We start from the raw sequence: 23,964 nt of genomic DNA, 5'->3' as shown, positions 1-23,964 counted from the left end.
ATGATGATAAAGGCGGTGGACCCTGTGAGGAAATTGGACCGAAAAAAAATGACTCTCCTCGTGTCGGCGGTATTAGCCATCGGGCTGACGGCTTTGCTCCTCTTCTCTCCTCCTACGCAGGAGGCGATGGGGAAGGTTCTTTCCTCCCTTTTGGTGGGGGATACCAACCACAGCCTCGCATTGAATGGAGACCAACCCGCTTCCTCTCCTGTTAAGGGTCAGGTACAGGCCGCCGGAAATGAAAATTCGCAAGGACTTCCTTCCGAGTTTTCCAAATTGGCCGAGGCGTATCAAATGATCTTAAGTTCCTATTATGACCAAAAGGCCCTCGACAAAAACCGGCTTCTCGATGGGGCGATTAAAGGGATGATCGAGGCTTTGGACGATCCCTATACCACCTACATGGATAAGGAGGAGAACGCTCAATTTCAGGATTCCCTGAGCTCATCCTTTGAAGGCATAGGAACTGAGGTGATGATGCTTAATAACAGAGTTACCATCGTTTCACCCTTTAAGGATTCCCCGGCGGAGAAGGCGGGACTTAAGCCGAATGACCAGATCATCTCCGTCGATGGGGTGAATATTGAAGGGCTTGACTTGCAAGAAGCGGTTAAAAAGATTCGGGGGCCCAAGGGAACCAAGGTGAAATTAGGGATTCTTCGTGAAGGGTTAACGGATCCCCTCACGGTGATTGTAACCCGGGATACCATTCCTTTGGAATCGGTTTACCGCAGTGTCGAGGTGGTGGATGGAAAGAAGCTGGGGAGATTGGAAATCACCTCCTTCTCGGAAAATACGGCGGATCGTTTTTTTGAGGAATTCGACCGCTTAAAGCAAGAGGGGGTCAAAGGGGTGGTCATTGATCTCCGCGGCAATCCGGGAGGTTATCTCGATGCGGTATTATCGATCGGTGAAAGAATCATCCCCAAACAAGGGGTTATTCTTCAGATAGAGGACAGGGACGGAAAAAGAGTAAAGTACACTTCGAAGTTGAAGGGAGAAGGCTTCCCCATCGTTGCCCTCATCGATGAAGGGAGCGCCAGCGCTTCCGAGATATTGGCGGGGGCCCTGAAGGCGGCAGGTTATCCGATTGTAGGGAAGAACTCGTTTGGTAAAGGAACTGTCCAGGTAACCAAAGATTTGAAAGATGGAAGTACCATAAAGATTACCGTCGCCAAATGGTTAACGCCGGACGGAACCTGGATTCACAAGAAAGGGATTCAACCTACCCTTACGGTCGATCAACCCGAATATTTTCAGGCCGCCCCCATACACGCGGAGACTCCCCTAAAACGGGAAATGAACGGATCCGAAGTTCAAAACCTGCAGAAAGTTTTGGCGGGGTTGGGATACTCTCTTTCACGAAACGATGGCTATTTCGATGCTTCGACGGAAGCGGGCGTCCGTCTCTTCCAACAGAAAAATAAGCTCCCCGTAACCGGGGTCGTTGATAAGATTACGGCGGAAAAATTGCAGGAACAGCTCATCGCGAAAATAAAAAATCCCGCGAATGACGCCCAGTTGCAAGCTGCTTATACCCTGCTCGCGGGTATGGTAAAGTAGACGGCAAATCACCCATCCGCAAGGATAAAGAAGGAATAAGAGTTTCCGTTGTCGAAAATATAACCACGGGCTTTCCGTGGTTTTTCTCTTACCTTCCTTCCCAATCGATCGGTTCATCTTTGCGCCATCCCGCGGCCGGGGATTCTGTGATACTGTACGGACTATAGACAGAAGTGGAGAGGATTTTTATGCCCTACGTCGTCATCCCATATCTTGTACCCATCGCCTTTCTTCTTCTTTCGCTTTTTTTCTTTTGGCTGCTGCACCTCACCCAGGAAAGATTGGAACGAAAATGGTTTAAGGTGCGGATCTCTCCGCATACGCATCGAATGGGAAGCGTTTTATGGCGTAGTCTCGCAGGGGGTTTTTTCTTCTCTCTTTTCGTAAGCCTTTTGGGCCTTCAAGTACGAATGGAAGAGATGTGGATCATCTATCTCCTCGCCCTCTTATCCGGATTGGTTCGCCTTTCTTTCTTGGATCTGAGGGTCGGAATGTTCCTTTTTACCCTTTTCGCCTACTTAGAACAAAACGGATTTTTGCGAGTGGAAAAGGGATCAAGCCCATGGCTGTCGAACCTGTTGAACCATGCTCATATTCCCTCTTATCTCTTCTTTATCGGCGGATTAACCTTATTGGAAGGCTTCTTGCTCCTTACGGAGCGTTTTTCCACGATTCAACCCATTCACATTCTCGGTTCGAGGGGAAAGGCCATTGGCGGATATTTATTGCAAAGAATTTGGCCCATCCCCCTGTTCTTCTTTGTCCCTTTTCCCGGCGGTGGAGGAATGCTGCCTTCATTTCTTTCCTGGTGGCCCATCCTTCCCGTTTCCTGGAGCCATGGCGGGGCAGTTCCACTTTTCGTGCCGGTCCTTATCGGGGCAAGACATTTTTTTATTAAAACCCATCCCCTTACGGGGTTAAGGAGAATCTCCCTCGTGCGGATGGGAAGGGGGATTTGTGAGTCGATCTTTGCCGTCGTTTCCCTCTACCGTCCCCTTTGGGCCCTTCCTCTTTTGCTCCTCTTCTACGTATTACTGTTTCTCTTTCAACGGTTCAGAGAGAAGAGGGAGCGGCAAAGCCCTCCATATTTTTCAAATTCCTACGAAGGTCTGTCCGTATTGGCCGTGCTCCCGAAAAGCCCGGCCCAAGAGATGGGAATCGAGGTGGGCGATCGGGTGACAAAGGCAAACGGCATTCCGGTGAGGGATGAATCTTCTTTTTACAAGGCTTTGCAGAGAAATTCCGCTTTTTGCAAGCTGGAAGTGTTGAATCGGGAGGGGAACATTACATTTCCCCAGCGGTCTCTTTATTTGGGAGAGCATTATCTTTTAGGATTAATCTTTGCTCCTGGAGAGAAGTGGCATGAGAAGATCCCATCCCCGCCGAGGAGCCTTTTCGGTTTACTCTTGGGTGGTCGATTCTCTTCCAAGCAAAAACCTGGGACCGCAGAAGAGGACAGTAAAGGGAATGAGGTGCTCCAAGGTTGAGCAGAAAAAGATTCGTGAAGGATTCGTATGAAAGGCTCAGGATCGTAGCGAACCGCCGTTGAAAGACGAAACGCTGGCCAGCTGAAACGGATCTATCCAATGAATGATTTCGGAACTCATGTTCCGTTTTTTTGTTTTCAAAGGGAAAGATTATGTTATAATGTTAACATGATGAAGAGAAAGGAAGAATTGTGGTGGAAAACCGGCCTTTTGAATTGATCTCCCCGTATCAACCGAGCGGAGACCAGCCGCAAGCGATTGAAAAGCTGGTTGAGGGCATACGGTCCGGAAAGAAGTTTCAGACCTTGTTGGGAGCGACGGGGACGGGGAAAACCTATACCATCGCCCAAGTGATCGCCCGGGTCAATCGGCCCACATTGGTGATTGCCCATAACAAAACGTTAGCCGCCCAGCTCGCCAGCGAATTTCGGGAGTTTTTCCCAAACAATGCGGTAGAGTATTTCGTCAGCTATTACGATTATTATCAGCCGGAAGCTTATATTCCTTCGACCGATACCTATATCGAGAAGGATTCCAGCATAAATGATGAGATTGATAAATTGCGCCATTCGGCCACGTCCGCCCTCTTTGAACGGTCCGATGTGATTATTGTGGCCTCCGTCTCTGCCATTTATGGATTAGGGGATCCGAATGAGTACCGGGACCTGGTCTTATCCCTCCGGGTCGGCATGGAACGAAGCCGGCAGGAGATTCTGCGAAAATTGGTGGATATTCAATACACCCGGAACGATCTCCATTTCACCCGGGGCACCTTTCGGGTTCGGGGGGATGTGCTGGAGGTTTTTCCTGTTTCCTTGGGGGAACAGGCGGTACGCATCGAGTTTTTCGGCGATGAGATTGAACGAATTACCGAGATTGATGTCCTGACCGGTGAAGTCCTGGGACGAAGGGACCATATCGCCATCTTCCCCGCCTCCCACTATGTGACCCGGGAAGAAACGATGCGGCGGGCGATTCAAAGCATTGAAGCGGAACTTAACCGGCGTTTGCAAGAGCTAAAGTCGGAAGGGAAGCTCTTGGAAGCGCAACGGTTGGAGCAGAGAACCCGCTACGACATCGAGATGCTTTCAGAGATGGGCTTTTGTTCCGGCATCGAAAACTATTCCCGGCATTTAACGGGCAGGCCTCCCGGTGCCCCTCCCTATACGCTTTTGGATTATTTTCCCGACGATTTTCTCATCGTGATCGACGAATCCCATGTGACCATTCCCCAGCTGAGGGGGATGTATAACGGAGACCATTCCCGAAAAATGACCTTGATTGAACACGGATTCCGCCTCCCCTCTGCGGCGGATAATCGTCCCTTAACCTTTGAAGAGTTTGAAGAGCACATCCACCAGATCATCTTTGTCTCGGCTACGCCGGGGCCTTATGAATTGGAAAAAGCGCCGGAAGTGGTGGAACAGATTATTCGACCCACCGGTCTCCTGGATCCCCTGGTGATCGTCAGGCCGATTAAAGGACAGATCGACGATCTCATCCATGAGGTGCGGGAACGGGTCAAACAGAATGAACGGGTTCTCGTCACCACCTTGACGAAAAAAATGGCGGAGGACTTAACCGATTACCTGAAGGAGACGGGGATTAAAGTACGTTATCTCCACTCCGACATCAAGACCATTGAACGGATGCAGATCATCCGGGAACTTCGCCTTGGAGAGTTTGATGTCTTGGTGGGAATTAATCTCCTGAGGGAAGGACTGGATATTCCGGAAGTCTCCCTCGTGGCGATTCTCGATGCGGATAAAGAGGGATTTCTCCGCAGCGAAACGTCGCTCATTCAGACGATCGGACGAGCGGCCCGGAATGCGAATGGGACGGTGATTATGTATGCCGACACCATAACCGAATCGATGCGGCGGGCCATCGATGAAACGAACCGCAGGCGGTCGATTCAGATGGAATACAACCGGATTCATCACATTACGCCGGAGACGATTAAGAAGAGCGTCTATGAAGTGATTGAGGCAACTCATGCTGCGGAAAAGAAGGCCGATTATGTGACCTCCATCCGCGACCTGGCCATGGACAGGGAAGAGAGGAGGAAACTGATTGCGCGCTTAGAGAAGGAAATGAAAGAGGCGGCGAAGGACCTCTTCTTTGAACGGGCTGCAGAACTGAGGGATCTCATTATTGAACTGAAAGGGGCGAAATGATGGCGCAGGATAAAATTGTAATAAAAGGCGCACGAGTCAATAACTTGAAGAATATTGATGTGGAAATCCCGCGCAATCAGTTTGTCGTCCTTACGGGATTATCCGGGTCCGGGAAGTCCTCCCTGGCCTTTGAAACCATTTATGCCGAAGGGCAAAGGCGCTATGTAGAATCTCTCTCCGCCTATGCCCGCCAATTCTTAGGGCAGATGGATAAACCGGATGTGGATTCCATCGAGGGTCTCTCCCCGGCCATCTCCATCGATCAAAAGACGACGAGCCGCAATCCCCGCTCCACGGTGGGAACCGTCACGGAAATTTATGATTACCTCCGCCTTCTCTATGCCCGTATCGGAAGACCCTACTGTCCGATCCATGGCATCGAGATCGCCGCGCAGACCGTGGAGCAAATGGTGGACCGAATTATGGAATATCCGGAAAGGACGCGGCTCCAGATTTTAGGGCCACTGGTACAAGGGAAAAAAGGGGAACATGCGAAACTCTTTGAGGAAATTCGGAAACAGGGATTTGTCCGCGTCCGGGTAGACGGAGAGGTGCGGGATCTCTCCGAGGAGTTTAAGTTGGAGAAGAATAAGAAGCATACGATTGAGGTGGTGGTGGACCGGATCATCATAAAGGAAGGGATCGAGTCCCGCCTTGCAGATTCTTTAGAGACGGGACTTAAGCTGGGGGATGGGAAAGTGATCGTGGAAGTGATCGGGGTGGAAGAGCTCCTCTTTAGCGAGAAATTGGCCTGCCCCGAGTGCGGGTTCAGCATTCCTGAACTTTCTCCCCGGATGTTTTCCTTTAACAGCCCTTTTGGGGCTTGTCCGGTCTGCGACGGCCTGGGAAGCAAGATGGAGGTAGACCCTGAATTGGTTATCCCCGATCCTTCGAAGAGCATAAGTGAGGGGGTATTTGATCCCTGGGCCAATTCCACCAGTGAGTATTATGAGCAGCTTCTTGCTGCGGTAACCGATCATTACGGCATCGATCGGGATCGTCCCTTCCAGGATTTGAGTGAAGAGGAGAAGAAGATTCTCCTCTACGGGGGAGAGGACCGGATTTCCTTCCGTTATACGAACGAATTTGGGCATACGAGGGAGACGGCCATCCGCTTTGAAGGGGTGATTCCCTCTCTGGCACGGAGGTATAGGGAGACCACTTCCGAATATGTTCGGGAACTGGTGGGGGGTTACATGAGCCAAACTCCTTGTCCGGCCTGTGAAGGGAAGAGGCTGAAGCCGGAGAGTTTAGCCGTAAAGGTGGGGGGAAAGAACATTGCCTATGTGACGGACCTTTCCATCCGGGAGGCTTATGCCCATTTTGATCAATTGGTATTAACCGAGAAAGAGGAGAAAATTGCCCGCCTCATCTTAAAGGAGATCAAAGAAAGGCTGGGATTCTTGATCAACGTGGGGCTGGATTATCTCACCTTAAGCCGGGCTGCCGGAACCCTCTCGGGAGGGGAGGCCCAACGGATCCGCCTGGCCACGCAGATCGGGTCAAGCCTTATGGGTGTCCTTTACATTTTGGACGAGCCGAGCATCGGCCTTCACCAACGGGATAACGATCGGCTGATCGCCGCCCTTAAGAAGATGCGGGATTTGGGCAACACCCTCATTGTGGTGGAACATGACGAGGATACGATGCTTGCCTCCGATTACATCATCGATATTGGCCCCGGCGCAGGAGCGCACGGGGGCGAGGTGGTGGCCCAGGGAACTCCCCGCGAGCTCATGGAGAATGAGAAATCTTTGACGGGGCAATATCTTTCGGGGAAGCGTTTTATTCCCCTTCCGGCTTCGCGGCGAAAGCCGAACGGGAAATGGCTGACGGTGAAGGGGGCCCGGGAAAATAACCTGAAGAACATCACCGTCTCCATCCCCTTAGGGACCTTTACCTGTGTTACCGGTGTCTCCGGCTCCGGGAAGAGTACCCTCGTCAACGAAATTATTTACAAAGGAGTGGCCAAAGCGCTGCAGGGAGTCCGCCATAAGCCGGGCGAGCATGATGGAATTGAGGGATTGGAGCATCTGGAAAAGGTGATTGACATCGACCAGTCTCCCATCGGCCGGACGCCACGGTCCAACCCTGCCACCTATACCGGTGTCTTTGACGACATCAGGGATCTTTTCTCGTCAACCCATGAGGCAAAGATGAGAGGATATAAGAAGGGACGCTTCAGTTTCAATGTGAAAGGGGGCCGGTGTGAGGCCTGCAAGGGGGACGGCATCATAAAGATTGAGATGCACTTCCTGCCTGATGTGTATGTCCCTTGCGATGTATGCAAGGGGAAGCGATATAACCGGGAAACCTTGGAGGTTCGCTATAAAGGGAAAAATATCTCCGAAGTTCTGGAGATGACGGTAGAAGAAGGCTTGCAGTTTTTCAACAATATTCCCCGAATCCAGCGGAAACTGGAGGTTTTAAACGACGTGGGTTTAGGGTATATGAAATTGGGCCAGCCTGCGACCACCCTTTCCGGAGGGGAAGCACAACGGGTGAAGCTGGCATCGGAGCTTTACCGGAAGAGCCGGGGGAAAACCCTTTATATCTTGGATGAGCCCACCACAGGGCTTCACGTGGATGATATCGGCCGCCTTCTCAATGTGCTTAAGCGTCTGGTGGACCAAGGGGATACGGTTCTTATCATTGAGCATAACCTGGATGTGATCAAGACGGCCGACTACCTGATCGATTTGGGCCCTGAGGGGGGAGCCCGGGGAGGTTCGGTGGTTGCCACCGGGACCCCGGAAGAAGTGGCGGAACATCCCCTCTCCTATACGGGGCGATATTTAAAACCGGTGTTGGAACGGGACCGGAAGCGGATGGAGAGGCGGTCTTCCGCTTTTTCGGCAGCGAATGAAACGGCAGAGGTGTAAACAGGAAAATCATCCCCATCTTGTGAACAAGATGGGGATTTGCCTTGGAAGCGACAATCCGAGATAAAGAGTGGTAAAATAGAAAAAGAATGAAGGGGAGCTATGGATATGCTCTGCAGCCCATCCATGGGCCCTTCCGGGTTCATCGGATCAAAATCCCGGAGATCGGGCAGGATGTGATAAAAAGGGGTGATAGACCATGAAACGACTCGTCCGTTCGCAGACCGACCGCATGTTGTCCGGTTTATTGGGCGGAATTGCGGAATATTTAAACGTGGATCCCACCGTCGTACGGCTCCTTTACGTCTTTTTGACCATTTTCACAGGAATTTTCCCGGGGATCATCGCTTACGTGATTGCCCTGCTTGTCGTACCAAAAGAGTGAGAAAAGATTGAAGTTGTGATACAATAAAACGGAAAAGGTTAAGCCATGGAAAGGGTAGAAGCGATGAGCGACATCAAGATTCAGACGCGGGATTTGGTGGAACGGTTCCAATTTCAAGTCTTGGCCGGGGTAAAAGGGTTAAATCGGGAGATTACCGTGAGCGATATTCATCGGCCGGGATTGGAAATCGCCGGTTATTTTGCCTATCATCCTCCGGAACGGGTCCAGATCCTGGGGAAAACGGAGCTCTCTTTCGCGGCCGACCTCCCACCGGAGGTGCGCAAATTCCGTTTTGATAAACTCTGTAATCCGGAGACCCCGTGTATCGTCGTCGCCCATGGGGAAGAAGCGCCTGCCGAATTAATCTATGAAGCCGATAAAGATGAGGTTCCCTTATTAAGGTCGGATGTCCCGACCACAAAGCTGATCAGCAACCTGACCAACTATCTGGAAGCGGAGCTAGCTCCCCGGACGACGCTTCACGGGGTTCTCGTCGAGGTTTATGGGGTGGGTATTTTACTGACGGGCTCCAGCGGTATCGGCAAAAGTGAAACCGCTCTGGAACTGTTAAAGCGGGGGCACCGGCTCGTCGCCGATGATGCGGTGGAAATCAGGCAAACGGCGGAACATGAGCTGATCGGCGAAGCGCCGGAGCTGATTCAAAATCTGATGGAGATTCGCGGGCTGGGCATCTTAAATATTATGACGTTGTTTGGCGCCGGATCTGTCCGAAGCAGGAAGAAGATCACCCTGGTTATCCATCTGGAATATTGGGATTCCCGCAAAGGGTATGACCGTCTTGGCTTGGATGAAGAAAAGATGAAGATTCTGGATACGGAACTTCCCATGGTCACCATCCCTGTCCGTCCCGGGAGGAACTTGGCGGTCATCGTGGAAGTGGCTGCCATGAATTACCGCCTGAAGAAGATGGGGTACGATGCGGCCCAGCAGTTCTCCAAGCGTTTAGATGGTACCCTCGGAGTGGACACCGACGATATGTAGCCATATCCACCCCCTTGAGGGAGAAGATCGCGATCTGGATTCCGAAAGAGAAGAATTGCAGAAATTGTAGGTATACTTACCTAAAAAATATGGAGAATCGTTCTCTGAAAGGAGTAAAGAATGAGTCCTGTCATTGATAAAGTTGCCCTTCAGATCGGAGCCATTTCCATTCATTGGTATGGAATTATTCTGGGAACCGGGGCTTTGGTAGGGCTTCTTCTCGCCATCCGGGAGGGGAAGCGAAAATGGAATTTAAGTCCAGATCTTTTTCTTGACCTTATTCTTTATGGTGTCCCCGTTTCCATCCTTTTTGCCCGTCTCTATTATGTGGCCTTCGAATGGGAGTACTATTCGGCCCATCCTGAAGATATATTTGCCGTCTGGAAAGGGGGACTGGCGATTCATGGAGCCCTCATCGGCGCTATTCTTGTTGGAATCATCTTTGCGAGGATGCGGCGGATTTCCTTTTGGGCATTGGCCGATATTGCGGCCCCCAGTCTCATCATAGGCCAGGCCATCGGACGGTGGGGGAACTTTGTCAACCAAGAGGCGCATGGCGGACCTGTATCCCGGCAATTCCTGGAGAGCCTTCGTTTGCCCGATTGGATCATCGAGCAAATGAATATCAACGGCGTCTATTATCACCCGACCTTTCTCTATGAATCAACCTGGAATCTCCTCGGGTTCATACTCCTCATCATTCTGCGCCGCTTTAACCCGAGACGAGGAGAACTATTCTTCACGTACGTGATATGGTACTCGATCGGACGCTTCTATATCGAGGGGATGCGGACGGACAGCCTCATGCTGACCGATACGATTCGCATTGCCCAATTCTTAAGCCTGCTTCTCATTGCATGTATGATCATCCTCCTCATTTATCGCCGGGTGAAAGGATATGCCGACCGGCATTATCTTGATCCGATATACGTGGGGGAAGAGAAGCAGAGGGGAAGAGCGCCGCGAGAGGAAGATCCGATGTCCGGAGAGACGCTTGGCGGCCCGGAGAATCGGATTGATGATGCGCTCGGGAGAAAATAAACATTGAGAAACCATGATTTTCCGGTTAAAAACAGATAAAAAAGCGGAGGAGAGAGAGAAATTGCCCCGTGGAATGGAAACCATCATAAATGGCCTGAAATCAGGCCTACGGACCACCTGGGTGTTGGGGAAGGTGGTCTTCCCGATCACCTTTCTCATGACCCTCTTATCTCACACGCCGGTTTTGGGGTGGATCATCTCTTTTTTTAAACCAATCATGGGATGGATCGGCCTACCGGGCGAAGCGGCGATCCCCCTCGTTTTAGGAAATGCGCTAAATCTTTACGCGGGGATTGGGGCGATGCTCTCCCTCCCCTTAACGGTGAAAAGCGTATTTATTTTAGCCATGATGTTAAGTTTTTCCCATAGCTTACCCATAGAGACCACCTTGGCCAAAAAGGTTGGGGTAAATCCGTGGCTCATGTTGGGGACTCGACTCACCCTCGCTTTCGCTTCCGCTCTTTTCCTTTCCTCTTTCTGGCATGGGGGAAATGAGATGGCTCGCTATGGACTGGTGGAAGCTACCCAAACGACCGCTGCAGGTTTTTTGCCTGTTCTATGGTTAGGGATGGTGAAGGCATTCTTGGGAGTGTTTCAGATCGCGCTCATCGTTTTCCCTCTGATGGTGGGGATACAAGCCTTAAAGGATTGGTCGGTTCTTCCGCGTTTGACCCGGTTTATGGCGCCGGTTACCGGGCTCCTCGGAGTTGCCCGCCACAGTGCGGTGATGCTCCTCGCCGGGCTTCTTTTCGGTCTCGCTTATGGGGCGGGAGTGATGATTGAAGCGGTTAAGGAAGAGCCTCTCTCCAAACGGGATCTGCATCTCCTTCTCCTCTTTTTGGTCGCCTGCCATTCTGTGGTAGAGGATACGCTGATCTTTGTCCCTTTAGGGATCCCCGTATGGGGACTTCTCCTCATTCGAGTCATCGTCGCCTTTATCGTTACCATCTTGGCCGCCCGTATCGTAGATCGGCTCTGGCGGAATAAAATCGGGAAAGGAGAAGCGTATGAAGTATAACACCTTTCTTTTTGATCTCGATGGAACTCTTCTGGATACCAATGAGTTAATTCTCCAGTCTTTTCTTTACACGTTAAACCGTTTTTATCCGGGAAAGTATACCAGGGAAGAGATCCTCCCCGTGATGGGTAAGCCTCTCTTGGACCAGATGCGCCTCTTTGGACCGGATCGGGCTGAAGAACTGGTCCGTGTATATCGGGAATATAATCTCGCCATGCATGATGCCTTAATTCGGGAATTTCCCCACGTCAGCCAAACGGTGAAGGAACTTTTTCTGAGGGGGGCTAAGCTTGGCGTGGTGACTTCGAAACAGCGCCTGACCACCCTGATGGGGCTTCGCTATTTTGGATTGGAAAATTACTTCTCCGCCATCGTCACCATGGAGGATGTTAAGGCGCATAAACCGCATCCCGAACCGGTTCTTACGGCCTTAGAACGGCTAAAAGCCGAGAAGGAGGAGGCTTTAATGATCGGGGACAGCACCTTTGATCTGGATGCTGCCCATGCCGCCGGAGTAGATGCGGCTGCCGTCGCTTGGAGTTTGAAACCGTTGGAGCTTCTGCGAAGCTGCAATCCTGAATATATTCTCCACGATATTCGCGAGCTTCTCCATCTTGCCACGCCGCTCATGAATCAAAGTGTGGCTTGGGGTGATTCCGGAACGGCAGGCGTTTAGAGAAATGGGGGAGCGCGAGGGGGCCGTAATCCCCCTCAATTCATTGAGGGGATACACGGCCCCCCTCGCTATGATATAATGATGGTATGAGAAAAGGATCATGGAAATCCACGCCGAATGCGGTATACGAGATCAACTATCATTTTGTATGGTCCACCAAGTATCGAAAGTCTGTGCTTGTCCCGCCGGTCGACGAGACGTTGAAGAAAGTGCTCGCTCAGACGGCCGATGAGCATGGCTACGAAATGCTCGGGATGGAGGTGATGCCTGATCACGTGCATCTCTTCCTTTCCGCGCCGCCTGCGGTCAGTCCTACGGTCATCGCCAAGATTTTGAAAGGAACAAGCGCCCGCAGGTTGTTTATGACACACCCACAACTCAAGCGCCAGCTATGGGGTGGACATCAGTGGAATCCCTCGTATTACGTCGGCACCGCCGGACACGTGAGTGCAGAGACGATCAAACGGTACATCGAGGAGCAGAAAACACATGCCGATGCTGACTCTCCAAGCAAAAGTTCTCGCGGATCCGGAGACCGAACGGGTCCTTCTTGACGCGATGCTGTGCGCCACGAAGGTGTACAACGGCCTCCTGTGGCACCTGCGGGAAGAATTCAAAAACACCGGAACAACCAAGGTCACCCGTCAACGCTTGAACGCGATCCTGAAGACGTTGCCGCGGGCGAAGGGATATTACTCTTTGTCGGTTCAGGCGACCCGCGACGAGGTGATCCAAGCCTACCGTAGTTTCTTTGCGTTGCGGAAGGCAGAGCGAACCCGGCACCAGATGCCGGGGTTCCGGCGCAAAGGGATGTACTCTCCGCTCCGGTACTTTGACGGGTACGGGTTCAGTCTGGAGGGGGATCGGCTCACCCTGAGTCTGGGGACAGGACGGTCAGATGGCGTTCGCCAAGTGACGGTCACCCTTCAGGTGGGACGCAATGTGCCGATCCTTCGGGTTCGCAATGTCCTCCTCACCTACGATGCGAAAACTGGGCTGAGAGCCCATCTGGTGGTGGAGGTCAAAGCGAAGGAGCCGTTGGGACATCGCAAGGTGGCCGTGGATCTGGGCGAGACCCAGGCGATCACGGCAGTATTTGACGACGGAACGGCGCTCATGTACAACGGCCGGCTGATCAAGTCCATCCGACGGTACTGGCAGAAGGTCCGGGCCAAGGTCAAGCCACCAACTGCGGAGAACCCGCGCAAGAGTCGGCGGTACCGCCGGATCGAACGGAAAGAATCCCGGCAGGTGAACCACCTGCTTCACATCATGACGGCCGACTTTGTGCGCCGGTGCTGGGAAGCGGGCGTGGACACCATTGCCATTGGCGATTTGAAGGCGATCCGGGAGCGGATCGACTACGGTCCTGTCTTGAACCAACGCCTTCATGCGTGGCCGTATGGGAAGATCATCAAGATGATCGAGTACAAAGCCGGGTTGTACGGCATTGAAGTGATCAAGGTCAGCGAAACGTATTCTTCCCAGAGGTGCCACGGGTGCGGCGAGATCCGGAAGAGCAACCGGGTCTTCCGGGGCTTGTATCGGTGTGACTGCGGATGGCGAACCCATGCCGATGCGAACGGGGCGGCGAACCTGTTCCTGGCGGCGTACAAGGTATCTCCGGTCGCAGAGCGACGGAGTAGTGGGGATGTGGCGACCCCCGTGGTCGTGCCGATCCGGCTGGGTTGGCACACGGTCCACGAACCGACATCTCCGGCGGCTTGAGCCGCCTGGGATGCCCCCGAATTTATTCGGGGGAGGACGTCACATGAATGATGATGGGGTATGCGGTAGAAAACCTGGGAAGGGTGAAGCGAAAGTGGGGCGCAGGACGGAAACGTTCAAGGTGAAAGGGGTAAATTCCCTTTGGCAAGTGTATAAGACGGTCTCTTTCTGGAAGGTTTTTCGCAATGTGGCGGTGATCCTCATCGCCCGCTATCTTCCTTTTTTTTCTTGGAAGAATTGGCTGTACCGGCATCTGTTGGGAATGAAGGTGGGAGAGAAAAGTGCCCTTGCGTTTATGGTGATGCCCGATATTCTCTTCCCTGAGCGGATTACCATCGGCAAGAACAGCATTATCGGGTATAACACGGTCATTCTTTGCCATGAATATCTCGTGGAGGAGTATCGCATAGGCGATGTGGTCATCGGAGATGGGGTGATGATCGGAGCGAACAGCACCATTTTGCCTGGGGTAACCATCGGCGACGGAGCGGTTGTTTCTGCGGCCTCCCTCGTAAATCGGGATATCCCCCCGGGCGCATTGGCCGGGGGGAATCCGATTCGCATTATTTATACGGCCGAGGAGCGGGAGAGAAGGAAGGCGAAAGAATAACCCTCTTTTTTTTTCGAGTTTTAGAAGCAACCGGGTTGGACGTTTTCGCCAGGATGGGCGGGTGCTCCTTTGCCGAGACTACGAGTTTTCACAGGAGGAGAAAAAAAGGGTTGACGGAGGGGAGAAGGAGATGGTAGACTATCCCTAAATCCTTTAGTCTACTACCATATTATCAAAGTAAAGAGTTGAGCGAGATGAATAAACCACTAGTTTTTGAGAAACCGAATGGCTTTCATGATATATTGCCGGGGCCGCTGCGAAGGAAAGGGGAATTAGAGGAGCGGATTTTATCACTCATGGAGAAGTGGGGTTATGAAAAGATTGAGACGCCAACGGTGGAATTTTTTGACACCTTAGGGGTATTGAGCAAAACGGAAGAGGGGAAGTTATTTAAACTCCTGGACCGGCAAGGGAGAACCTTGGTCCTGCGTCCGGAGATGACCACTCCCATCGCTCGGGTTGTCGCTTCACTCCTCTATTCGCACCCCTTTCCCATCCGTTTGATGTACTTGGGGAATGTGTTCCGGTCTCCCAGCAAAGAGGCAGGCAAAAGTGCCGAATTTACCCAGATGGGCGCAGAGCTTATTGGGGAAAAGGGCTTATTCGCCGATGCGGAGCAGATGGCTTTAGCGATTGCGGCAGTGAAAGAGGCGGGAGTAAAGGAATTTCGCATCGCCATGAGCCATGCCCGATTTCTGGATGCCTATTTTTCAGTTTGGACAGGGGATGACTCCCTGGTGTCGGCGTTAAAAACGGCTTTAAAAGAAAAAAATCATGTGGGATTTAGGGAAAAGGTGAAGGCAAGCTCCCTTTCCGGGGCGGCCAAGGAAGCCTTGTATCGCATCCTCCGTTGGCATGGTGGGGTAGAGGTGCTGGAAGAAGCCCGTTTGTTCTCCCCTTTCCCTGAAACGGAGGAGTGCGTCGGGGAGATGGAGGAGGTTTATCGCCTCTTAATGAAATTGGGATTTGCGGAGTGGTTAACCTTTGACCTCACCATGATGGCAAAACAGGATTACTACACCGGCCTCTTCTTTGAAGGTTTTGCCGAGGGGGTTGCTTCTTCCGTTTTAAATGGAGGGCGGTACGATCACTTAACCGCCGAGTTTGGGAGGGAGGCTCCTGCCACCGGTTTTGCTATAAAAGTGGATCGCCTTCTGGAGGCGGCCCATTTCCCGATAGAGAAGAAAAAGAAGAGCCTTCTCCTCTATCCTCCGGAACAGATGGAGGAAGCATTTCAGTGGGCGATGGAGAGGCGGGCCCAAGGAGAGATCGTGGCCATTCATTGTTTAAACCGGGAGAATGAAGAGTTTGCCGAGGAAGGAGCATCTTCCTTCCAGGCGATCGATTGGCCTCAGCAAGGAGAGGAACAAATGGAAGCCTTCCGAAAATGGGAAGGGGAGTTTGAGGAGATCCTGTTCATCGATTCATCAGGTGTAAGACGGCTTGGAAGAGGCGCCTCCAGAGAGAGGGAAAGGGAAGGGGGATGGAGGAAGGCATGAGGGAGTTACGTTTAGCGCTCCCGAAAGGGAGAATCTTGGACGATGCCCTCCTTCTGCTGAAGGAACAGGGGTATCCGCTCCCTGAAGAGATTGCCGATACCCGCAAGCTACTCCTCGCTGTACCCGAAGCGGGATTAGAACTGATCCTGGCGAAGCCGATGGATGTTCCCACCTATGTGGAGTACGGTGTCGCCGATGTGGGCATCGTGGGAAAAGATGTCTTGATGGAGGTAGAGCGGGATGTCTATGAGTTGCTCGATTTGGGGATTAGTCCATGCCGTCTTTCGGTGGCGGGGCTTCCTGAGCCGGCGCCTTCCGCCGGTTTGATGAGACGGGTTGCGACCAAATACCCCAATGTGGCGGAGCGTTACTTCCGGGACAAGGGAGAGCAGGTGGAGATCATCCACTTGAACGGTTCCATTGAACTGGCCCCCATCCTGGGGTTGGCGGACCGGATTGTAGATATCGTCTCCACGGGGAGGACCTTGAAGGAAAACGGATTGGTGGAGCTGGAGCCGATCGCACCGATCACAAGCCGCCTCATTGCGAACCGTTCCAGCTATCGTCTGCGGGGCAAAATATTTCAGGAATTGATCGATCGGCTGGGAGGGGAAAGAAGATGATCGGGATCCTGGATTACGGAATGGGGAATCTTTACAGTGTGGGGAAGGCATTGGAGCGTTTAGGCCACCCTTGCGAAATCATCTCAAAACCTGAGGAGGTAGAACGGGTGGACCGCCTCATTCTTCCGGGCGTAGGGGCATTTGGGGATGCCATGGAGGAACTGAAGGGGCGGAACTTGGTGAAGGCGATTCGCCGTCACGTTGAAAAGGAGAAGCCCCTTTTGGGGATCTGCCTGGGAATGCAGCTTCTCTTCGATGAGAGCGAAGAGCATGGATGGCATGAAGGATTACACCTCCTTCCCGGACGTGTGGTTCGCTTTCAGGGGGGGTATAAAATTCCCCATATGGGGTGGAACCGTCTTCGCGGGTTGACCGATTCTCCCCTTTTTCATAAGGAAGAGGAAGGGTATGTCTATTTTGTCCATTCCTATTACGTGGTGCCGGAGAGGAGGGAAACGCTCCTGGCGGTGACCGATTATCATCAGGAGGTTCCTGCCATCGTAGGGGAACGGAATCTCTTTGGTGTCCAGTTTCACCCGGAAAAGAGCGGAGAGGTGGGCATGAAGATTCTAGGGCGCTTTCTTTCCTATCCTCCCCAGGAGTATCTCCCGTCCAAGGAATCATCATCGAAGATCTCACAAAGGGGGGACGAGTAATGCCGATGGAACCGTTTATTCTATATCCCGCCATCGACCTGAGGAACGGGAAAGCGGTTCGGCTTTACCAGGGCGATTACGGGAAAGAGACGGTCTACGGAGATCCCTTGGAGTTGGCCCGCTCCTTTTATTCCCAGGGGGCTAAGTGGATTCACCTCGTCGACCTGGATGGGGCGAAAGAGGGATATCCCGTGCAGAAGGAGGTAATTCTCTCCATCGTGGAGAGCCTTCCCATCCCCGTTCAGGTGGGGGGAGGGATCCGGACCCTTTTCGACATGGAAGAGTATTTGCAAAAAGGGGTAGCCCGCCTTATCCTCGGCACCAAGGCGGTGGAGGATCCCGCCTTCATACGGGCGGCCCTCTCCCATTATGGAGAGAAGATCGCCATCGGCATCGATGCCCGGGATGGTCGTGTTAAGACCCGGGGATGGCTTGCCGAAGGAGGGGTGGAGGCAACCCTACTGGCCCAACAGCTGGCGGAGTGGGGGGCAGAGACCTTCATCTTCACGGATATACGGCGGGATGGAACCTTAACAGGGCCGAACCTTCCGGCAACGATCGCTTTGGCGGAGGCGACCGGAAAACGGGTGATCGCCTCAGGGGGGATCTCTTCGATGGCAGACCTTGTCCGGTTGAAGGAGCATCAAGGAAAAGGAATAACGGGGGCCATCGTGGGGAAGGCACTTTACTCCGGGATGGTTCCGCTGAAGGAGGCTTTAGAAATCTTGGAGGGGAGCGAAAGGGATGCTGGCGAAACGAATTATACCCTGTCTTGATGTAAAAGAGGGACGGGTGGTAAAGGGGGTTCAGTTCCTCCGGCTTAGCGATGCCGGAGATCCGGTGGAGCTGGCCCGGCGCTATAGCCTGGAAGGGGCGGATGAACTCGTCTTCCTCGATATCTCCGCCTCCCATGAAGGAAAGAAGACGATGGTGGATGTGGTCCGAAAGACGGCTGCGGAGGTCAATATCCCTTTTACCGTGGGTGGCGGAATCCGCGATGTGGAGGGGATGAGGGAGCTCCTCTTGGCGGGGGCGGATAAGGTATCGATCAATACCTCCGCCGTCCTCCATCCCGAACTGATTACCGAGGGGGCGAGGAAGTTCGGTTCCCAGTGCATTGTGGCCGCCATCGATGCCAAATGGGACGGGGAAAAGGAGAGATGGGAGGTTTATACCCATGGAGGAAGGAGGGCCACCGGGTTAGATGCCGTCGCCTGGGCGAAACAGGTGGAGGCATTGGGAGCCGGAGAGATCCTTCTCACCAGCATGGATACGGACGGGCGCAAGGATGGATTCGACCTGCCCCTCACCCGTCGGGTGGCGGAAGAGGTGGGGATTCCGGTCATCGCCTCGGGAGGGGCCGGTACTCCGGAACATTTTGCGGAGGTGTTAACGGCAGGGAAGGCCGATGCCGCCTTGGCCGCCTCTGTTTTTCACTACGGTTTGATTCGCATTGCAGAAGTAAAAGAAAAAGTGAGGGAAAGGGGAGTTGAGGTGCGATGATCGATCTTGAACGGATAAAATGGGATGAACAGGGCCTCATCCCCGCGGTTGTAACCGATGCCGTTACAAAGGAAGTTCTCACCCTGGCCTATATGAACCGCCGGTCCCTGGAGAAAACCATAGAAACCGGAGAGACCTGGTTTTACAGCCGTTCCCGCCGGTCCCTCTGGCATAAAGGGGAAACCTCCGGAAATCTGCAAAAGGTGGTCTCCATCTCCCTCGATTGTGACGGGGATGCTCTCCTGGTGAAGGTAAGGCCGGCAGGCCCGGCCTGTCATACGGGGGAGTGGAGTTGTTTCCATCAGGCATTGTGGGGGGATGAACCGGAGGAGAAGCTGCCCGATGTGTTGGCCCAATTGGAACGGACGGTGGCGGAGCGGGAGAAGGAGCGGCCGGAGGGCTCCTATACCACCTACCTCTTTGAAAAAGGGTTGGACAAGATCTTAAAGAAGGTGGGGGAGGAGACGAGCGAAGTCATCATTGCGGCGAAGAACCGAAGCCCAGAGGAACTCCGTTATGAAGTTTCCGACCTCCTCTACCATCTCTTTGTCCTCCTGCGGGAGCAGGGGCTTCCTTTTGAGAAGGTGTTGGAAGAACTAAAAGGAAGGATGAAACCGGAGGAGAAACGGAAAGGCTAAATGCGCCCACCCGTCGGAATCCGATCGTTCGGGAAGTTTCCCTTTCGCCGGCAGGCAAAATAGAGATCTATCATGCGTTCAATGGCTATGAAAGTATCCCTAAAGGAGGAAATAGAATGCAGTGGTTGGAGTGGGCAAAGCTGGGGGAAGAGGAGAAAAGAAGAATCCTCACCCGGGCGGAAAAGGAAATTACCACGCAGATGGAGATCGCTCAAGAGATCATCGCAGCGGTGAGAGAGGAAGGCGATCGCGCCCTCATCCGCTTTACCGCTCGTTTTGATCGGGTAGAACTCACCTCGGATCGATTGAAAGTAAAGGAAGAAGAGATCGATGAAGGATATGAACGCTTAAAGCGGGAAGATCCCCTGATGGTGGAGACAATCCAAGTGGCCTACCGGAATATTCGGAAATTCCATGAGGAACAGATGCCGAAGGAATTCTGGTTTACAGAGATCGACAGGGGAATCATGGCCGGTGAGAAGGTCACTCCCATCTCCGATGTTGCCCTCTATGTTCCAAGGGGTAAGGGAAGTTTTCCTTCCGTCTTCCTTATGCTGGGAGTTCCGGCGGTGGTGGCAGGTGTTCCCCGCATCATCGTGGTGACGCCTCCCAATGAAAAAGGGACGTTGGACGATTCCCTGCTGGCGGTGGCGAAGGTAACCGGAATCAGAGAGATCTATAAGGTGGGTGGAGCCCAGGCGGTGGCCGCCGTAGCCTATGGAACGGAGACGATCCCCCGCGTCCGGAAAATTCTTGGTCCCGGAAACCCCTATGTTACCGCGGCAAAACGCCTTTTAACCGGACTCATCGATGTGGGACTTCCGGCCGGCCCCAGTGAAGCGATCATTTTGGCCGATGAGAACGCGGACCCGGAGAAAGCGGCGTTAGACCTCATGATTGAAGCGGAACATGGTCCCGACTCCGCCTCCCTCCTCGTTACCCATTCCCGTCCCTTGGCGGAGAAAGTGGCGGAGATTGTGGAGAAACAGCTGCCGAAACTCTCCCCCCGGCGGCGAGAGTTTGTGGAGCAGGTTTTAAGCAATTTCGGCGGGATTCTGCTTACCCAAAGTCTGGAGGAATCGATTCAATTTGTAAACCGGTACGCGCCGGAGCATATGGAGATTTTGGTGGAAGATCCCTTCTCCGTATTGCCGAAGATCAAGAATGCCGGAGAGATTTTGTTAGGAGAATATACGCCGATCACCCTTTGCAATTTTCTCCTCGGTCCCAATGCCATTCTTCCCACCGGGGGATTTGCGAAAAGCTATTCCAGCGTCTCGGTGTGGGATTACCTGAAGCGTTCCTCGATCGGGTATGTAACCCAGGAGGGGTTTGAACGGGTAAGATCCTATGCGGCCCACTTTGCGAAAGTGGAGGGCTTCGACAGCCATCGCCTCGCTGTAGAGGAAAGGAGATAAACCCATGGAGAAACCAATTGAAGTGACCCGGACCACCTCAGAATCCCTCATTCAGGTGAAGCTTGATTTTGGGCCGCGCGATCCCCGGGGAAAAGAGAAGATCGCCACCCCTCTCCCTTTCTTTAATCATATGTTGGAACATGTGGCATGGAGGGGAGAGATGAATCTGGCCGTGACGGTGAAGTTGGATCATTTCGATCTCGTCCATGTGATTACCGAGGATGTGGGGATCACCTTTGGCAAAGCGATTAAGGAATACATCGCAGCCCATCACGGAGAAGGGGTGGTGGGTTACGGCTATGCCTACGGCACCATCGACGAATCCCTCACCCGGGCGGTCCTTAGCTTTGAAAGTCGTGCCTATCTCGATTTTAACCCGGGAGACGTAAAACTTCCCCCCGCCATGGAGGGGATGAATTCGGAAGATCTCGTCGCATTTTTTGAGGGATTTGTCCAGGGGGCAGGAGCCACCCTTCATCTCGATCTCCTAAAAGGGAGGCCCGGCCATGGGCACCATATTTGGGAGAGTGCGTTTCGAGCTTTCGGCCAGGCTCTAAGGGAGGCACTCACCGTCCGACCGTGGAGGGCAGGGATGACCGCCGGAGTGGCGGGAACGATTCACTTTGAGGTGAAAAAAGGATAACCCGCCGGTCGATCTCTTGCCGCTCCCATCCGTCTCAAGGCGGATCATCTCCCTATCCGGAGCATGTTTTGTTCTCTCCTGATTCATGATATGATGTGGGAAAAGAGGGGAACGGGAGCGTGCCTGCCTCTTTAAACCTGCGCATGTCGGCTAAAAGGTTTGATTGGATCGGGAAAGAAAAAGGAGTGTTGAGGCATGCGAGTCGGGAGAGCGACTACAGGGGTTTCACTGATTCTCATTGGCATCATTCTTCTTTTAGGGATGAGCGGGCAAGGGGAATGGGTGGCCGAACTCCATAAGTTTTGGCCCCTCATCATCGTGGGTTACGGCTTGGAAATGCTTTTGTTCGGGAAAAAAGAGGGTCCCGTCCGCTTCGACTGGGGAGGAGCGATCCTGGTCGTTGTCGTTTTGGGGCTCGTTCCTATCTTTTCCTTTACGGACGGGCGCATCAACTGGAATGACATCGGCAAAACGGCCTCCATCACGGCGGAGAGCAGGGTCCGGGACCCCGGCGATTTCACTTCCCTTCGTGTCCTGTCCGCGCATGGGGACATCGAAATCTCTCCTTCCACCGATGGGAAAATTACCGTTATTCCCACGTATCGAATGGCGATGGCCGATGAAGAAAGTCTCCGGCAAGAGATGGAGAAAATTCCCGTTCACCTGCAGGAAAATGGAAATCAGCTGATCGTCCAGGTGGAGTGGCCGAAAGATCAACTCCTCTTTACTCCTTTTATGACCTCCGTCGATCTGAAAGTGTATGCACCCAAGGGGATGAAAATCGAAGGGGAGTCCGGCAACGGGAAGATTACCGTTGTCGGTATGGATCGGGTTGGACGCATTCATACATCAAATGGAGAAATCGATTTGAGAGAAAGCGCCGGTGAGGCGGACCTGGATACTTCAAACGGTAAAATTGTGGTTACGGGATATAAGGGGAGTTTAAACGCCAAAACGAGCAACGGTACAATCGAGGCGGGCGGGGAGATGACGGGAGCGTGGAGCATCCATACCTTCAACGGTTCGGTTCGCCTTACCCTGTCCCCTTCTGGGAGTTACGCCTATGATCTTAGAACGGGGAACGGGAGCATTGATGTTCCGGACCCTCCCTTCAGCGGGAACAAGGGGGATGATCATTACCAGGGCGTGGTAAACGGCGGTCAATTCCCACTCACCGTAGATACCTCCAATGGAAGCATCCGGATCACGCTGACGGACAGAGCCTCTTCCACCGGCGCCACCTGGTAATCGCTTCGTTTATCTCTCACGCGCCATTCATCCGCGCTTCTAAATTGGTGGGATGAATGGCGGTTTTATTTTGGATGGAAAAGATAAATCTGTTTATTAAAAATTTATTATACTATTCTTGACGTTCCAAAAGAAGAATGTTATTCTACGAATAGATAATGCATGATTTGCTCAATGCCAAAAAGTACGGCAGGAAAGTTTCTCCTTTCTCTGTAAATGTCAAAAATGAAGGTTATGTATTACCCTCACCAAGTAAATGGTATGGTGGAGGTAACGTGGCAGATTCATGTACGATAAACCATGAATGAGAGAGGGGTTGAAGTCTCGTGTTAAGAAAAATTCCTCTTTTTTTCTCTTTGTTTCTTTCCCTCCTTTTCTTGGGCACTCTCGCCGTTTTTTCCATCTCGCAGGTGACCGAGGCGGAATCGTTGGGCATTCCGCAGGAGGTACGGGAGACCATTCAAAAGGGTTTCGATGCCATCAGAGCGAAGCTGGATCTTCTCGGACCGAAAAAAGATCAGATATTGGTTCACGGAGGAGGCATTGAGATTCCCCTCGAACGATTTGTCTTTTACAGGGAAAATGTAGATCTGATCAGTCAGCTTGGTCCTAATGCTCAACCTAAGCTCAGCGATGAAGCGATCCTTGACAACATGATCAAAGATGAATTGGCAGTTCAGTATGCAAAGGCGCTTGGCCTAAACGTTTCACCGCAGGAAGTGGATGATGTGGTACAACTCCAAAGATCCCTCCTCGAGCAAGCGGACGATCAGAATGGCTACGTCATCAAGGAACTGATGGCCAATCGTATCAAAATTACAGGCTTGACCGAAGATCAGTTTTGGAACAGCAGTGAAGTGCGGGAAATGTACGAAAAGGCGCTCCTGCGCTCCAAGCTGGCCAATAAGCTGGTGGAAGAAGGAACCATAAAGGACGTTATGGATTTCACACGTTTTAAAGAGAATCTTTACGCCGAAAAAAAGGGGGACCTCCATATAAACTATTCTCTGCTCCAATAGATTGTATCCCCAGGTTTGGAACCGATTCTCTCTGCTCGGCGATGAATCACTTGCCGAGCTTTTTCTCTTCTTATGAGTAAAAAAGGAGAGCTCCGCGTCGCTTATAGGGCATCTACAGAAAAATGTACGCGGTCCTCGGTCGGTTCCC

General features: G+C 52.6%; 21 protein-coding genes and 1 pseudogene. All 22 read left to right on the top strand.

From position 1 onward, the window contains the following. Positions 1-24 precede the first annotated feature (24 nt). The 22 genes and pseudogenes from THEAE_RS0116655 to THEAE_RS0116540 all read left to right on the top strand — a co-directional run bounded on the left by THEAE_RS0116655 (position 25) and on the right by THEAE_RS0116540 (position 23,816). On the top strand, positions 25-1,563 hold the full coding sequence (locus THEAE_RS0116655) for a S41 family peptidase (RefSeq protein ID WP_169730003.1): 1,539 nt from the start codon (positions 25-27) through the stop codon (positions 1,561-1,563). Positions 1,564-1,751: 188 nt separating this feature from the next. After that, entirely contained in the window at positions 1,752-3,050 is a 1,299-nt protein-coding gene (locus tag THEAE_RS0116650) for a PDZ domain-containing protein (protein ID WP_028988211.1), read from the top strand. 194 nt (positions 3,051-3,244) lie between these two features. Then, entirely contained in the window at positions 3,245-5,227 is a 1,983-nt protein-coding gene (gene uvrB / locus THEAE_RS0116645) for an excinuclease ABC subunit UvrB (RefSeq protein WP_028988210.1), read from the top strand. After that, positions 5,227-8,109: an excinuclease ABC subunit UvrA gene (gene uvrA, locus THEAE_RS21500; RefSeq protein WP_039944520.1), complete on the top strand. Its 2,883-nt coding sequence runs from the start codon at positions 5,227-5,229 to the stop codon at positions 8,107-8,109. Before uvrB ends, uvrA begins: the two co-directional genes overlap by 1 nt. Before the next feature lie 199 nt (positions 8,110-8,308). Then, positions 8,309-8,494, top strand: coding sequence for a PspC domain-containing protein (locus tag THEAE_RS0116630; protein ID WP_005587072.1), 186 nt, complete (start codon positions 8,309-8,311; stop codon positions 8,492-8,494). A gap of 45 nt (positions 8,495-8,539) precedes the next feature. Next, on the top strand, positions 8,540-9,496 hold the full coding sequence (gene hprK, locus THEAE_RS0116625; RefSeq protein ID WP_028988209.1) for an HPr(Ser) kinase/phosphatase: 957 nt from the start codon (positions 8,540-8,542) through the stop codon (positions 9,494-9,496). A 120-nt stretch (positions 9,497-9,616) separates the two neighbouring features. Continuing rightward, positions 9,617-10,417: pseudogene (gene lgt / locus THEAE_RS21495) on the top strand (prolipoprotein diacylglyceryl transferase); the annotation flags it as partial. Between the two features lie 181 nt (positions 10,418-10,598). Further along, positions 10,599-11,555: a nucleoside recognition domain-containing protein gene (locus THEAE_RS0116615; RefSeq protein WP_245605581.1), complete on the top strand. Its 957-nt coding sequence runs from the start codon at positions 10,599-10,601 to the stop codon at positions 11,553-11,555. Continuing rightward, entirely contained in the window at positions 11,545-12,231 is a 687-nt protein-coding gene (gene ppaX, locus THEAE_RS0116610) for a pyrophosphatase PpaX (protein WP_005587068.1), read from the top strand. Before THEAE_RS0116615 ends, ppaX begins: the two co-directional genes overlap by 11 nt. 86 nt (positions 12,232-12,317) lie before the next feature. After that, positions 12,318-12,785 carry an IS200/IS605 family transposase gene (gene tnpA / locus THEAE_RS21490; RefSeq protein ID WP_052330098.1) on the top strand — a complete coding sequence of 156 codons (468 nt, stop codon included), beginning with the start codon at positions 12,318-12,320 and terminating at the stop codon, positions 12,783-12,785. After that, on the top strand, positions 12,721-13,959 hold the full coding sequence (locus THEAE_RS23305; protein WP_028988207.1) for an RNA-guided endonuclease InsQ/TnpB family protein: 1,239 nt from the start codon (positions 12,721-12,723) through the stop codon (positions 13,957-13,959). Before tnpA ends, THEAE_RS23305 begins: the two co-directional genes overlap by 65 nt. A 43-nt stretch (positions 13,960-14,002) precedes the next feature. Beyond that, the gene (locus THEAE_RS0116595; protein WP_052330097.1) at positions 14,003-14,569 is read left to right on the top strand and encodes an acyltransferase; all 567 of its coding nucleotides are present in this window, start codon (positions 14,003-14,005) and stop codon (positions 14,567-14,569) included. A gap of 194 nt (positions 14,570-14,763) precedes the next feature. Continuing rightward, positions 14,764-16,068, top strand: a complete 1,305-nt coding sequence (gene hisZ, locus THEAE_RS21485) for an ATP phosphoribosyltransferase regulatory subunit (RefSeq protein WP_052330095.1) — start codon at positions 14,764-14,766, stop codon at positions 16,066-16,068. After that, positions 16,065-16,691 (top strand): ATP phosphoribosyltransferase, encoded by a 627-nt coding sequence (gene hisG, locus THEAE_RS0116580; protein ID WP_028988205.1) that lies wholly within the window; start codon positions 16,065-16,067, stop codon positions 16,689-16,691. Before hisZ ends, hisG begins: the two co-directional genes overlap by 4 nt. Then, complete coding sequence (gene hisH / locus THEAE_RS0116575) at positions 16,688-17,347, top strand: imidazole glycerol phosphate synthase subunit HisH (RefSeq protein WP_028988204.1); 660 nt, start codon at positions 16,688-16,690, stop codon at positions 17,345-17,347. Before hisG ends, hisH begins: the two co-directional genes overlap by 4 nt. Before the next feature lie 5 nt (positions 17,348-17,352). Then, on the top strand, positions 17,353-18,123 hold the full coding sequence (hisA, locus tag THEAE_RS0116570) for a 1-(5-phosphoribosyl)-5-[(5-phosphoribosylamino)methylideneamino]imidazole-4-carboxamide isomerase (RefSeq protein ID WP_028988203.1): 771 nt from the start codon (positions 17,353-17,355) through the stop codon (positions 18,121-18,123). Continuing rightward, positions 18,092-18,850 (top strand): imidazole glycerol phosphate synthase subunit HisF, encoded by a 759-nt coding sequence (hisF, locus tag THEAE_RS0116565; protein WP_028988202.1) that lies wholly within the window; start codon positions 18,092-18,094, stop codon positions 18,848-18,850. The genes hisA and hisF overlap by 32 nt, the downstream gene beginning before the upstream one ends. Beyond that, positions 18,847-19,488 (top strand): bifunctional phosphoribosyl-AMP cyclohydrolase/phosphoribosyl-ATP diphosphatase HisIE, encoded by a 642-nt coding sequence (gene hisIE, locus THEAE_RS0116560; RefSeq protein ID WP_028988201.1) that lies wholly within the window; start codon positions 18,847-18,849, stop codon positions 19,486-19,488. The genes hisF and hisIE overlap by 4 nt, the downstream gene beginning before the upstream one ends. 116 nt (positions 19,489-19,604) lie before the next feature. Further along, positions 19,605-20,906, top strand: a complete 1,302-nt coding sequence (gene hisD, locus THEAE_RS0116555) for a histidinol dehydrogenase (RefSeq protein ID WP_028988200.1) — start codon at positions 19,605-19,607, stop codon at positions 20,904-20,906. Between the two features lie 4 nt (positions 20,907-20,910). Beyond that, positions 20,911-21,549: an imidazoleglycerol-phosphate dehydratase gene (locus tag THEAE_RS21480; protein ID WP_052330092.1), complete on the top strand. Its 639-nt coding sequence runs from the start codon at positions 20,911-20,913 to the stop codon at positions 21,547-21,549. A gap of 195 nt (positions 21,550-21,744) precedes the next feature. Then, positions 21,745-22,797 carry a DUF4097 family beta strand repeat-containing protein gene (locus tag THEAE_RS0116545; protein WP_028988199.1) on the top strand — a complete coding sequence of 351 codons (1,053 nt, stop codon included), beginning with the start codon at positions 21,745-21,747 and terminating at the stop codon, positions 22,795-22,797. Positions 22,798-23,123: 326 nt separating this feature from the next. Then, a complete protein-coding gene (locus THEAE_RS0116540; protein ID WP_028988198.1) occupies positions 23,124-23,816 on the top strand; it encodes a SurA N-terminal domain-containing protein in 693 nt (230 codons plus the stop codon). Positions 23,817-23,964: the final 148 nt, after the last annotated feature.

Source organism: Thermicanus aegyptius DSM 12793, from assembly GCF_000510645.1.
Lineage (GTDB): Bacteria > Bacillota > Bacilli > Thermicanales > Thermicanaceae > Thermicanus > Thermicanus aegyptius.
The sequence above is the reverse complement of the archived record's forward strand: the minus strand, read 5'-3'. Positions and strand labels throughout refer to the sequence as shown.

Bases quoted from the DNA above. Each gene is read 5' to 3' on its own strand.
- uvrA (WP_039944520.1), top strand. From the start codon at position 5,227: ATGGCGCAGGATAAAATTGTAATAAAAGGCGCACGAGTCAATAACTTG.
- hisIE (WP_028988201.1), top strand. From the start codon at position 18,847: ATGATCGATCTTGAACGGATAAAATGGGATGAACAGGGCCTCATCCCC.
- THEAE_RS21480 (WP_052330092.1), top strand. From the start codon at position 20,911: ATGGAGAAACCAATTGAAGTGACCCGGACCACCTCAGAATCCCTCATT.
- hisZ (WP_052330095.1), top strand. From the start codon at position 14,764: ATGAATAAACCACTAGTTTTTGAGAAACCGAATGGCTTTCATGATATA.
- tnpA (WP_052330098.1), top strand. From the start codon at position 12,318: ATGAGAAAAGGATCATGGAAATCCACGCCGAATGCGGTATACGAGATC.
- THEAE_RS0116630 (WP_005587072.1), top strand. From the start codon at position 8,309: ATGAAACGACTCGTCCGTTCGCAGACCGACCGCATGTTGTCCGGTTTA.
- THEAE_RS0116650 (WP_028988211.1), top strand. From the start codon at position 1,752: ATGCCCTACGTCGTCATCCCATATCTTGTACCCATCGCCTTTCTTCTT.
- hisA (WP_028988203.1), top strand. From the start codon at position 17,353: ATGGAACCGTTTATTCTATATCCCGCCATCGACCTGAGGAACGGGAAA.
- ppaX (WP_005587068.1), top strand. From the start codon at position 11,545: ATGAAGTATAACACCTTTCTTTTTGATCTCGATGGAACTCTTCTGGAT.
- hisH (WP_028988204.1), top strand. From the start codon at position 16,688: ATGATCGGGATCCTGGATTACGGAATGGGGAATCTTTACAGTGTGGGG.
- hisF (WP_028988202.1), top strand. From the start codon at position 18,092: ATGCTGGCGAAACGAATTATACCCTGTCTTGATGTAAAAGAGGGACGG.
- THEAE_RS0116595 (WP_052330097.1), top strand. From the start codon at position 14,003: ATGAATGATGATGGGGTATGCGGTAGAAAACCTGGGAAGGGTGAAGCG.
- hprK (WP_028988209.1), top strand. From the start codon at position 8,540: ATGGAAAGGGTAGAAGCGATGAGCGACATCAAGATTCAGACGCGGGAT.
- hisG (WP_028988205.1), top strand. From the start codon at position 16,065: ATGAGGGAGTTACGTTTAGCGCTCCCGAAAGGGAGAATCTTGGACGAT.
- THEAE_RS0116545 (WP_028988199.1), top strand. From the start codon at position 21,745: ATGCGAGTCGGGAGAGCGACTACAGGGGTTTCACTGATTCTCATTGGC.
- THEAE_RS23305 (WP_028988207.1), top strand. From the start codon at position 12,721: ATGCCGATGCTGACTCTCCAAGCAAAAGTTCTCGCGGATCCGGAGACC.
- hisD (WP_028988200.1), top strand. From the start codon at position 19,605: ATGCAGTGGTTGGAGTGGGCAAAGCTGGGGGAAGAGGAGAAAAGAAGA.